Annotated in this window: 8 protein-coding genes; 4 read left to right on the top strand and 4 right to left on the bottom strand. The window is 33.0% G+C overall.

Annotated elements, in window-relative coordinates:
• Positions 1–53: 53 nt before the first annotated feature.
• Positions 54–3,911 (top strand): T9SS sorting signal type C domain-containing protein, encoded by a 3,858-nt coding sequence (locus ACJ6WR_RS09385; protein ID WP_409417669.1) that lies wholly within the window; start codon positions 54–56, stop codon positions 3,909–3,911.
• Positions 3,912–3,971: 60 nt separating this feature from the next.
• Here the strand turns inward: ACJ6WR_RS09385 and bioB are convergent, their stop codons facing one another.
• The 3 genes from bioB to ACJ6WR_RS09370 all read right to left on the bottom strand — a co-directional run bounded on the left by bioB (position 3,972) and on the right by ACJ6WR_RS09370 (position 6,753).
• Positions 3,972–5,057 (bottom strand): biotin synthase BioB, encoded by a 1,086-nt coding sequence (bioB, locus tag ACJ6WR_RS09380; protein ID WP_409417668.1) that lies wholly within the window; start codon positions 5,055–5,057, stop codon positions 3,972–3,974.
• Between the two features lie 212 nt (positions 5,058–5,269).
• Positions 5,270–5,707, bottom strand: a complete 438-nt coding sequence (locus ACJ6WR_RS09375; protein ID WP_409417667.1) for a hypothetical protein — start codon at positions 5,705–5,707, stop codon at positions 5,270–5,272.
• A gap of 116 nt (positions 5,708–5,823) precedes the next feature.
• Complete coding sequence (locus ACJ6WR_RS09370) at positions 5,824–6,753, bottom strand: bifunctional riboflavin kinase/FAD synthetase (RefSeq protein ID WP_409417666.1); 930 nt, start codon at positions 6,751–6,753, stop codon at positions 5,824–5,826.
• A gap of 193 nt (positions 6,754–6,946) precedes the next feature.
• Here ACJ6WR_RS09370 and ACJ6WR_RS09365 point away from each other — a divergent pair, with 193 nt between their 5' ends.
• Positions 6,947–9,622 (top strand): reprolysin-like metallopeptidase, encoded by a 2,676-nt coding sequence (locus ACJ6WR_RS09365; protein ID WP_409417665.1) that lies wholly within the window; start codon positions 6,947–6,949, stop codon positions 9,620–9,622.
• Positions 9,623–9,636: 14 nt separating this feature from the next.
• Here ACJ6WR_RS09365 and ACJ6WR_RS09360 read toward each other — a convergent pair whose 3' ends face one another.
• Positions 9,637–10,320: a ComF family protein gene (locus ACJ6WR_RS09360; protein ID WP_039117939.1), complete on the bottom strand. Its 684-nt coding sequence runs from the start codon at positions 10,318–10,320 to the stop codon at positions 9,637–9,639.
• Positions 10,321–10,418: 98 nt separating this feature from the next.
• Here ACJ6WR_RS09360 and ACJ6WR_RS09355 point away from each other — a divergent pair, with 98 nt between their 5' ends.
• A complete protein-coding gene (locus ACJ6WR_RS09355; RefSeq protein WP_039113222.1) occupies positions 10,419–11,960 on the top strand; it encodes a glycine--tRNA ligase in 1,542 nt (513 codons plus the stop codon).
• 360 nt (positions 11,961–12,320) lie between these two features.
• The gene (locus tag ACJ6WR_RS09350; protein WP_039113221.1) at positions 12,321–13,136 is read left to right on the top strand and encodes a LytTR family DNA-binding domain-containing protein; all 816 of its coding nucleotides are present in this window, start codon (positions 12,321–12,323) and stop codon (positions 13,134–13,136) included.
• Positions 13,137–13,144 lie beyond the last annotated feature (8 nt).

Here is a 13,144-nt window from a genome sequence, read left to right as displayed (position 1 = left end):
ATAAATTCCTACTAATTAATCATTTTAGAAATAACTTTTAAAAGAAGATTATCTTGAAAACAAAACAATATTATCTGCTGGTTTTGATAAGTTTTATATTTATTACTATTTGTAATGGGCAACAAGGGAATGTCGATGCTACGTTTAATACCTATGACGATGGGCATTCTGGGGATGGTTTTGATAATATTGTGAGAACAATAGCCTTACAACCAGATGGGAATTTAATTGTTGGTGGAGATTATTTTAATTTTAATGGAACTTCAGCACGTTACTTATGTAGGTTAAAACCAGATGGGAGTATAGACGAGGACTTTAATATAGGTAGTGGATTTAATGGAAAAGTATATGCTTCGCTTATACAAAAAGATGAAAAAATAATTATCGGAGGGGCATTTACAACTTATTCGGGAATAACTTCCAATCGGTTGATTCGCTTAAATCCCGATGGGTCTAGAGATAATAGTTTTAATACAAATGGAGCAGGAAGCGGAATCATATATGATATTGCACAACAAACAGATGGTAAGATTATCGTTGTTGGGAGTTTTACCCAATATAATGGAGTTGTAGTAAATAGAGTGGCTCGAATATTAGAAGACGGAAGTTTAGACACGTCATTTTCAACAGGCACAGGATCTTCAAAAAATATTACAAATATTCAAATTCAATCTGATGGAAAAATTATTCTATCTGGGAATTTTACCGTTTTTAACGGAACAGATTCAAATCATATTGTCCGCTTAAATCCTGATGGTACTATCGATACTACTTTTAATATAGATTCAGGTTTTAACAGCGATGTTGCAGCATTGGCATTACAGACAAATGGAAAAATTTTAGTAGGAGGGAAATTCACAAGTTATAATGAAATACCTGCAAATAGAATAATTCGGCTGAATAATGATGGATCTGTAGATTCTGATTTCTTGTCTGGAACAGCATTTAGTAATGATGGTGTTACAGTTATCAAGACAGATGCAGCTAATAATATAATGGTTGGAGGTTCTTTTACAGGAAAGTATGATGGAGTATCGGTAAATCGGTTGGTTTTTTTAAATTCTGACGGAACAATGAAGCCTGATTTTGATATTGGTTCAGGACCTGCATCAGCATCAGTACTTGATTTAGCAAATGATGAAGATGGTTCTTGGTTTTTTGGCGGTTCATTTGCCGTTTTTGATTCCCAGAATCAAGGAAGATTGGCTAAGATAGATTCAGAAGGAGCATTAGATATAGGATACCTTGCGGCAGGAGTTGGATTTGATAATTCGGTTTCGAAGATAATTTCTTTGGCAGATAATAAATCGATAGCCTTTGGTAATTTTACAAAATTCAATGGAGAATCAGCCCTAAGAATTGCAGGTTTGCTCGAAGATGGAGCTTTGGATGTTACATTTAATCTAAATGGAATTGGAGCAAATAATGCAATTAAAGCAGCTGTTTTACAATCGGATAATAAAATAGTTTTTGCAGGAGCTTTTACAAATTATAATGGAAAAGTTTGTAGCCGAATTACCAGAATTTTACCAAGTGGTAGTATTGATGAAAGTTTTACAATGGGAACAGGATTCAATAATCAAGTTTATGCATTGGCAGTACATTCAGATTCCAAAATTATTGTTGGGGGGAATTTCACGAGTTATAATGGAATGTTATCTGTAGGTAGAATTGTAAGATTAAATCCTGATGGAACTATAGATAAAGGTTTTGTAACAGGTTCAGGAGCCGATGCAATAATAGAGACATTGTTTGTGCAACCAGATGGAAAAATCTTGGTAGGAGGTAGGTTTGATACATTTAATGGACACTTATCTCCAGGTTTAGTTCGTTTAAACTCAAACGGAAGTATAGATACTAGTTTTAACGTAGGTGATGGTTTTGATAAATATGTTTATGCAATTGCATTACAATCTGATGGTAAAATAATCTTAGGAGGTACTTTTTTAACATACAACGGAGTTGCCCAAAAAAGAATTACAAGATTAAATCCCGACGGAAGTTTAGATACTGGTTTTACAATTGGTTCAGGATTTAGTAATGGAGATGTTCGTAGTATTTTGGTTCAAAAGGACAACCGAATTTTGGTTGGAGGAGCATTTTCGGGAACTTATAATGGAGTGCCTTCAATGCGAATGCTTCGATTATTAAAAGACGGTTTATATGACACATCTTTTGCAGTAAACTTAAATAGTACATTATTCAGTATGAGTTTTACACCCGATAATAAACTTCTTATAGGAGGTAATTTTAATTCAGTATCAGGAGAAACTAAACATAGGATTGCACGGTTAAAATTATGTATAGATAGTTCTAGTTGGGATGGGACAAATTGGTCAAACGGATTACCATCCGAAGGAAAAGAATTAATTTTTCATGATAATTATACTTTTTCAGGACAGGTTAATACATGTAATTGTAGTATTGATTCAGGAAAAAAAGTCACGATTTCTAGAGGGAATACTTTAGAATTAAGTTTAAATTATTCAGGATTGGGAACCTTGGTTCTAGAAGATACAGCAGCTTTATATCAATTGGATGATGAGGTGGTAAATACAGGATTTGTTGAGGTAAAAAGAAAGACGACTCCCATCCTAAAACATGATTATACGTATTGGTCATCACCAGTAGAAAGCCAAAACCTATTTGATGTATCGCCAAATACAGCATCCAGCAATTATTTTTCATACAATGCAACCAAAATAGCTTGGAATAAAGAAAATTCATCAACCAATATGATAATTGGTAAAGGCTATATTATAGAAGCTCCTGGAGATTTTTCAAAAAGTACTGCAACAGTTTACGAAGCTGTTTTTAAAGGAATACCAACTAATGGTAAAATTTCGGTTTTATTAGATAATCAAAATGGTTATGATTTAATAGGTAATCCATACCCTTCGGCGATAGATGCAGATGTTTTTATATCAAAAAATAGAGAGAATGTAGACGGAACGCTTTATTTCTGGACACATAATACCCCACTTATTAATAATGATTATAATTCTGATGATTATGCAGTGTATAATTTATTAGGAGGAGTTGCAACAAGACCCGCTTTGTCATCTGGAATTAATGAAACTGAACCCAACGGGATTATTGCTTCCGGACAAGCATTTTTCTTAGGTAGCAAAGGAACAGGAGAAGTTAATTTTGATAATAGTATGCGAATAATTGGTAGTAATTCAAAATTTTTTAAACCGAGTAAAGTTCAAAAACAAAATAGAGAAAGTTCAGTCGAAAGACACCGTATTTGGTTGAATCTAACGAATAAAGAAGGAGCTTTTAAACAAATTTTATTGGGATATATAAAAGGAGCAACCAATTCGTATGACTCTTTTTTTGATGGAGAAAATTTTAACGGAAACAAATTTGTGAATTTTTATAGTATCAAAAAGGGTAAAAATTTAGTGATACAAAGTAAAGGGTTACCATTTGATGAAGCTGATTCTGTACCGTTAGGTTATAGTTCAGAAATAGCAGGAAAATTTACTATAGGTATCGATAAGTCCGATGGGTTATTAGCAAACCAAATGATCTATTTAGAAGATAAATTAATCAATGAGATCCACGATTTGTATAAAACAGATTATACTTTTTCTACAGAAGTTGGAACTTTTAATGATCGTTTTGCATTGCGATATACTAATGAAACATTGAAATCTGGAGAGTTTGAAACAATAGAAAATACAATTTTTGTTTCGGTTGTAAACAAAGAGATTAGAATTAATGCTTTTAACGAAACTATCGATAAGGTATTTGTTTATGATGTATCGGGTAAGAAAATTTACGAAAAGAATAAAGTAAATTCAAATCAGTTAGAAGCAGCAAAAATTAATGTCGCATCACAAATGGTAGTAGTTAAGGTACTATTGCAAAATAAAACTACAGTTGTAAAAAAGATAATGCTTTAGCAAAGGAAGAAATCCCTATTAAAACTAATTAATAGGGATTTTTATATGTCTAAATTCGAATTATTTTGCTTTAACCGAAGCTTCTAAGTTTCTTTCGATAGAGTGTCCAGGTCTTGACCATTTTGGTTTTTCACCAAGAGGTGCAAATTGAGAATCTTCTGCTTCTACAGTTTCTGGTTGAGAAACTTTAGTAAAAGGCTTTTGAGGAATCAAACCTAATAAATCAAACATTTTCATGTCTTCGTGTACATCCGGATTTGGAGTAGTAAGTAATTTATCGCCGGCAAAGATAGAATTTGCTCCAGCAAAAAAGCACATTGCCTGACCTTCGCGACTCATATTAGTTCTTCCTGCCGATAAACGTACTTGAGTTTCTGGCATTATGATTCTAGTTGTTGCAACCATACGAATCATTTCCCAAATCTCAACTGGTTTTTCTTCTTCCATAGGAGTTCCTTCTACAGCAACCAATGCATTAATTGGCACCGATTCAGGTTGAGGGTTTAATGTAGAAAGTGCTACTAACATTCCAGCACGGTCTTCGATACTTTCTCCCATGCCTATAATTCCTCCGCTACAAACAGTAACATTGGTTTTACGAACATTCTCTATAGTTTGCAAACGATCTTCAAAACCACGAGTTGATATAACTTCTTTATAATATTCCTCAGATGTATCTAAGTTATGGTTGTAAGCATATAAACCAGCTTCGGCCAAACGTTGCGCTTGGTTTTCGGTAATCATACCAAGAGTACAACATACTTCCATGTCTAGTTTGTTAATGGTACGTACCATTTCCAGAACCTGGTCAAACTCTGATCCGTCCTTTACATTTCTCCAGGCAGCTCCCATGCATACACGAGATGAACCACTAGATTTTGCTCGTAAAGCTTGAGCTTTTACTTGACTAACTGACATTAAATCATTTCCTTCTACTCCAGTATGGTAACGAGCAGCTTGAGGACAATAGCCACAATCTTCAGGGCAACCACCTGTTTTAATAGATAACAAAGTAGATACCTGAACTACATTTGGGTCATGATTTACTCTGTGAATTGATGCTGCTTCATAAAGCAAATCCATCATTGGTTTATTATAGATAGCGATAATCTCGTCTTTCGTCCAATTGTGTTTTGTACTGTTCATCTATGCGATTTTTTGATGCTCAAAAGTAATTAAATTGTTCTAATGAATCAATGCAGTATTTTAATTTCAGTCTATTAAAAGTTTTTGCGGTTGTATTTTAAGACACAATTTACGAATGTAGGTTCGCAAGGACACCCAAAAAACAGTAATTTATCCTTTTGGAATTCTCAGATTTATTAAAAAAATAATTTTAAAAAAAGTGCTAAAACAAATTAGTCAGCAGCATATTTATTGTTCCAATACAACATTAATAGCATGGTTACAACTACAGATGAAGCGATACCTTCAAACAATAAACAAATACAGTAGGTTGGAACAGATGGGTTACCGCCAAACATAAAAGTGGCGGATAAAGTTTTTACATACGCATCTCCACCGCGAGCATAACTGTAAATAAGTAATCCGAGAATACTAAGAGAAACCCCAATTACAGATGTTGTCATGGCCGAAACAGCATTAGAAACAGCATTGGTTTCGCCTTCAGCAAGATTCATTTTTATAGTTCTGTTTACCCCATAAACAACAAAAGCTACGTTCAGTGCACGTAAGTAAAGTATATGAGAAAGACCTAAAACATTCATTAATAAAAAATAAACACCAATACCTAGGAATATAAGAATCCCATTGTATAATTCTTTTGAAAGTTTCATAACGATTATTTTTAAGAAGTTAATAGTATTTGGTTGATATACAGTATAATGCTTATCAAATTTACTAAAAAAATCACTACGTTATCATTATGAATGGCACAAATAAATTAAAGGAATTATAATTTATTTGTGAAGGCTATAGTTGTTTCTTTATCTTTTTTTAATTGTTCTTTTAAAAAGTCGAAAGAGCCAAATTTTTGTTCCTCACGAATATATTGCAATAAAGAAACGGAAATTTCTAAATCGTAAATATCTTCATCAAAATCTAAGAAATGAATTTCGATAGACTGAGCCTGACCACCCACAGTTGGGTTAAAGCCAATATTCATCATACCATAAACCACTTTTTTATTGATGATAGATTTTACAATATAGACTCCATTTTTAGGAATTAATTTGTATTCCTCCTCAATTTTTAGATTAGCAGTAGGAAAACCAATAGTTCTGCCTAATTGTTTTCCTTTTACAACAGTACCAGTTAAGAAATAATCATAACCCAAATATTCATTGGCAAGATTCATATCGCCATCGGTTAATGCTTTTCTTATTTTGGTAGAACTTACAGATACATCTTTTATTTCTTGTGCCGAAATTTGCTCTACTTCAAAACCATATTGCTCCCCAAATGCAATTAAATCATTAATATCAGCCGTTCTGTTTCTTCCAAAACGGTGATCGTGACCAATGATTATTTTCTGGATATGAAATTGATTTACCAAAATAGAACTCACAAAATCCTCAGCAGTTAATCTAGAAAAACTTTCGTTAAAAGGATGAATGACAAGGTTTTCTATGCCTGTGTTTTCTAGGAGTTTTGTTTTTTCGGCAATTGTATTCAGTAATTTTATTTCTGATTTTTCCTGTAATACCATTCTAGGATGAGGGAAAAAGGTAAGAACCAAACTCTCATATTTTCCGTCCTGAGTATTTTGGGTAATCTTTTCAAGTATTTTTTTATGACCAATATGTACACCATCAAAGGTGCCAAGAGTTAGTATTGTTTTCTTGGTAGATCGAAAATCGGTTATAGAATGAAAGAGCTTCAAAGCAAATAGTTTAAGATGTTGCAAATTTATACTATCTATTTTAAATCTAATAGTAAGGAGAATTGATTTTTTATAAAGTTGGGGATGATTTTGCTAAAAAAGCTTTATTTGACGATTTTATATAATTACTTGACGATTAAATCTTTTTATTCACATTAATTGAATTAATTTTGAACTTTAAATATTTCTCAACATGAAAAAAACTATACTTCTTTTATTAATTATCTTTAGTTCTGTCCAAATTCAGGCACAAAGTAACGAAATGTGGAAAAAAGTTAGTCAAAGTACCACTTCGATTACCGAGAGAGGAAATGTAAAGTCAGACGATAGAGAAAAGATTGTTTATAAACTAAACGAAGTTTTTTTGAAAGAAAAACTCGCTAGTGCACAACTTAAAACTGATAAAAGAACTACAGCCGAAATCACGATTCCTAATATGGATGGTGCTTTCGAAAAATATACTGTGTGGGAATCTTCAAATTTTGATCCTCAATTACAAGCAAAATACCCAGATATTAGAGCTTACGAAGGAATAAGTAGTAAAGATAAAACAGCAAAAATTCATTTTAGTGTTTCTCCAGAAGGAATCCAGACGATGGTTTTAAGAGTTGATAATGCTTCTGAATTTATCGAACCTGTTGCAGCAAATAGTGGAGAGTATTTTTTGTTTACTGCTAAAAGCAGAGATAAAGGAAGTTTACCATTAACATGTAAAACAAAAGATATTGTATTAAATAAAGAATTAAAAGCTAAGACAGCTAAAATAGCAGCAAACAATAAAGTATTTAAAACACTACGATTGGCATTGTCTTGTACAGGCGAATATGCGGCTTATTTTGGAGGTACAAAAGCAAATGCATTAGCAGGAATGAATGCTACGCTGACAAGAGTTAATGGAGTTTTTAATAAAGACTTGGCTTTAAGATTAATCATAATTGCCAATAATGAAGCTGTTATTTATACAAATGCAGCAACAGACCCTTATTCTGATGCAGCCACAGGAGCTAAAGGAGCTTGGAATCAAGAAGTTCAAACTACTTTAACAAATGTTATTGGCGAAAATGCGTATGATATTGGTCATTTATTTGGAGCATCAGGAGGTGGCGGAGATGCGGGTTGTATTGGTTGCGTATGTGTAGATAATTCTAAAGGAAGTGGGTTTACATCTCCATCTGATAGAAAACCGCAAGGAGATACTTTTGATATTGATTTTGTGTCACATGAATTTGGGCATCAATTAGGAGCAACCCATACTTTTTCTTATGCTATAGAAGGGGCAGGGGTAAATGTAGAACCGGGAAGTGGTTCTACAATCATGGGATATGCAGGAGTTATACCCGAGGATCAGTATAATATACAAGATCACTCCGATGATTATTTTACGTATGCTAGTATTTTACAAATTCAAGAAAATCTAGCGACAAAAACATGCCCGGTTAGTACACCTTTAGTAAATAACCCTCCAGTGATTAATGCGGGTGCCAATTACAGCATTCCGGTTAGTACTGCTTTTGTTTTAAAAGGGACGGGGTCTGGTAATGGTGCAGATTCGATTACTTATTGCTGGGAAGAAAACGATTCGGCAACATCAACATCAGGAGGTGCTAGCGTTGCTACCTCAAATAAATCAGATGGTCCTTTGTTTAGATCATTTCCGCCTTCGAGTTCACCGATACGTTATATGCCAAATTTAGACCTTGTTCTTTCAGGTAAAGTAACGAGTACTTGGGAGTCGGCTCCGTCAATCCCCAGAACTTTACATTTTACATTAACAGGTCGTGATAATGCTGCTGCGGGAACTGCACAAACCAATACAGCTGCAATGATTGTAAATGTAATAAAAGATATTGGGCCATTTACAGTAACATCACAAAGCACAAATGATATTGGGTGGCTTCATGGAACGAGTCAGATTATTACTTGGGATGTAAAAAGCACGAATACTTTGCCAGGATCTGCCAATGTAAATATAAAACTTTCTACAGATGGAGGTTTAACCTTTCCGATTGTCTTGGCTGCAAATACACCCAATGATGGTTCTCAAACAGTGGATGTTCCAGAGGATGTAACAGCAACAAATTGCAGAATTTTAATTGAGCCTACAGCCAATATTTATTATGCAGTAAACAGTAGATCATTTGCAATTGGATATAAAGTTGATGCAACATGTACTTCGTATCCACTTGGAGCAGCTTTTGCAATACCTAATGCATTAGCATATACAACAAGAAATATAAATGTTCCAGCCGATGCAGGAATAGTTTCAGATGTAAATGTTTCTGTAGGATTGACACATACAAGATTGTCGGATGTAGAGATGCAACTAGTAAATCCTCAAGGAGCAATTGTACGATTGTTTAATAGAAATTGTGGAGATGTAAACGCCAGTTTGTTATTAAAGTATGATGATTGGGGAACAGCTTTAGATTGCTCAATACCTACTTTACAAACTGTAACTCCTACTGATTTGCTTAACAGTTTTAATAATAAAGATGCTGCAGGAACTTGGGCATTCAAGGTAAGAGATGCTTATGTAGGGAGAGATGGTACAATAGATTCAGGCTCAATTGAGATTTGTACAAAAAAATACACTTTGCAAACAGAAGTTATTGTTATGCCAAAGGAGCTTATAGCTTATCCTAATCCTACTAAAGGAGATCTTGAGATTGCTTTTAGATGTGAATCAACAGATGGAGTTAGAGTTTTTATATACAATGATGCGGGTAAAGAGGTTTACCGTAATACATTTGAAAGTATGGCAAATTTCAAGCAAAAAATTATACTGAATAATCGTTTAGATACAGGGATTTATTTCTTGGTTGTATATGATGGAGATAGAAAAACAGTAAAAAAGATTGGTTTCGAATAAATACTTAAGCTAATTTAAGAGTGTGCCATTGCCATGCAAACAATGCTGATTTTGGCACCTGGAATTTTTAGTAATGCACGAGAACAAGCTTCAAGTGTTGCTCCAGTTGTGATTACATCATCGATAAGTAAAAAATGCTTATCGTGTTTGTCTTCGGTAAACGAGACATCAAATATTTCTTTAAGACCTTCTGATCTTCCTAAAAGATTTTTTTTAGATTGGGTTTTAGAGTATCTGGTTCTAATCAATAAAGTATCGTTGTAATCTATTTGTAAACCTTGAGAAAGAGCGCGGCCAAATGTAGTTACTTGGTTGTAGCCTCTTTCATGAAATTTCTTTCGATGCAAAGGAACTGGAATAATCATATCAAAAGGTATATCTAGTACTAATTCTTTTAAATCCTCGACATGCCATTGGCCAAGCATAGTGCCAATATTTTCGTGCCCTTTATATTTTAAGTTATGGATGAGTTCCTGCACAATTCCTTTCTTATTAAAATAAAGAAAAGCTGAAACATGTTCGACTTCAATTTTCCCGTAAAATTTTTTAAAAGCTTCGTTTTTTGGATTTAAATAATATTGGGTTAGAGGCATTTCATGTCTGCAAATGGTACAAATTATAGTTTCATTTGCCATTAAAAAAGAGTGACATCCAGCACACGCTTTTGGGAAAAACAGGTTAATAATGTAATTAAACACAAATAGAAAGAATTTAGTTACAAAAATAAAGAAATTCAGGCTTCAATCTTTGCAATTTTTCTTTTTTTTACAAGGACTTTTTATATTTTTGCATTACTATGGCAAAACAAGACGATTTATTTAAGAATGTAGTTTCGCACGCAAAAGAGTACGGATTTATTTTTCCGTCGAGCGAAATATACGATGGTTTAAGTGCAGTATATGATTACGCGCAAAACGGAGTAGAGTTAAAGAAAAACATCCGTGAATATTGGTGGAAATCAATGGTTCAGATGAATGAGAATATTGTAGGCTTAGATGCCGCAATATTAATGCATCCAACAACCTGGAAAGCTTCAGGCCACGTTGATGCCTTTAATGATCCGTTAATTGATAATAAAGATTCTAAAAAAAGATATAGAGCTGACGTTCTAGTAGAAGATTATGCTGAAAAGCTAAATCTAAAAGCTAAAAAAGAAATCGAAAAAGCGAGTGCTCGTTTTGGAGATGCTTTCAACGAACAGGAATTTGTAACTACAAATGCCAGAGTAATTGAATATTTAGCTAAAGAAAAAGAAATCAGAGAACGTTTAGGACGCTCTTTAGGTAATGGAGATTTAGAAGATGTTAAAGCTTTAATCGAAGAACTAGAAATTGCAGATCCAGAAACTGGATCTAGAAACTGGACAGATGTAAAGCAATTCAACTTAATGTTTGGTACTAAGTTAGGAGCATCTGCAGAGTCTGCAATGGACTTGTATTTACGTCCAGAAACAGCTCAGGGTATCTTTGTGAATTTCTTGAATGTACAAAAATCAGGAAGAATGAAAGTTCCTTTTGGAATTGCACAAACAGGAAAAGCGTTTAGAAATGAAATCGTTGCAAGACAATTTATTTTCCGTATGCGTGAATTCGAACAAATGGAAATGCAATTTTTTGTACGTCCAGGAGATGAAATGCAATGGTACGAGCACTGGAAAACGACACGTTTAAACTGGCATTTATCTTTAGGTTTAGGAAAAGAAAATTACCGTTTTCATGATCACGAAAAATTAGCACATTATGCTAATGCAGCTGCGGATATCGAGTTTAATTTCCCTTTTGGATTTAAAGAATTAGAAGGAATTCACTCGCGTACAGATTTTGACTTAAAAGCGCATGAAGAATTCTCTGGTAGAAAACTACAGTATTTTGATGCTGAATTAAATCAAAATTATGTTCCTTATGTGGTAGAAACTTCAGTAGGATTAGATAGAATGTTCTTGGCAGTTTTTGCAACTTCATTAAAAGAAGAAACATTAGAAGATGGTTCTACAAGAACAGTCTTGAAACTACCAGCAGTTTTAGCACCTACAAAAGCAGCAGTTTTACCATTGGTAAAGAAAGATGGCTTGCCTGAAATTTCTAAAAAAATCATCGAAGATTTAAAATGGGATTTCAATGTTTCTTATGATGAAAAAGATGCAGTAGGAAGACGTTATAGAAGACAAGATGCGTTAGGAACTCCTTTTTGTATTACAGTTGATCACCAAACTATCGAAGATCAAACAGTTACAATCCGTCATAGAGATACAATGAAACAAGATCGTGTAGCTATTGCCGATTTAAGATCAATTATCGAAAATGAAGTTTCGATGAAAAATTGGTTAATGAAAATGTAAAATAAGAATCGATTATTAGTATAATCGATAATTAAAAATAAGAAAAAAGCTTCTCATTTGAGAAGCTTTTTTTGTTTAGAAAAGGTATGTTTTAAACATGCAAAAAATAGAGATAATATATTAAAGAAGACTTTATTTTGTGCATTTCATCGGATATATTTGCAGTTCGTCTTAATGTGTTAACATTTGTTTAAAATATATTAACAATAAAATCTTTAAAAAAAGGAAATATGTAAATTTAATTGCTTTATTAAAGCTAAAAATAAGATTTTATTGTTGAAATTCCAATGAAGGAGATAAATTTGCATATAATTATCAGTTCGGTTCTTGTAAAACAATACCACTAAATCTACAAAAGCATTGAAAAATTATTCATACATTATTATTGATGATAATCAAGAAAGTGTTCTAAAAACCAAGGAATTAGCAGATGGTTTTTCAGAGCTAATTTTTGTTGCTATTGCAAATACATATCAGCAAGGATTAAATTTAGTTTTAGAGCATAATCCAAATATTATATTTCTTGAGATAGATCCAAATGATAATACAAGTAATCTTTCGTTATCATTTATAAATGAGCTTTATCATTATTTGCGGATAGTTCCTAAAGTTATTATTACAACCACCAAAAAAGATTTTGCTTTTGATGCGATTAAGTATGGCGTAATGGATTATTTGCTAAAACCACTTAAACGGGCAGATTTACTCAAAACGATTTTAAAACTAGATTGGCCTAGTTATGAGGTAAATTTAATTAGTAATCAAACCGTTCAGGATTTTAAAACCTCGCTTAAAGGAGATGCTATCGAGGTACAAAAAATAAATCAATCTTTAGTGTTATGTGTCAAATCGTATGGAGATTATCGATACATTCAAGCAAAAGATATTACCTATATTCAGGCAGATAATAATTCGACAGATATTTATTTGAATACAGGAGAAATGATAACAGCTTTTAAAACATTAAAATATTTTGAAGCTATTTTATTACACCCATTTATACGCATACACAACAGTTATATCATCAACAGAAACCATATTGCGAGGATACATACTGGGAACTCAGTTTGTTACATAAAAAACTCTACAAAAAAACTCCCATTTTCTAAGACTTATAAAAGAAATGTAGAGATAATAATTGCCGAATTTGCTAATGGAAACTATATAGAGGTCTAGCAACTAAG

The organism is Flavobacterium sp. PS2, from assembly GCF_046250155.1.
GTDB lineage: Bacteria > Bacteroidota > Bacteroidia > Flavobacteriales > Flavobacteriaceae > Flavobacterium.
The sequence above is the reverse complement of the archived record's forward strand: the minus strand, read 5'-3'. Positions and strand labels throughout refer to the sequence as shown.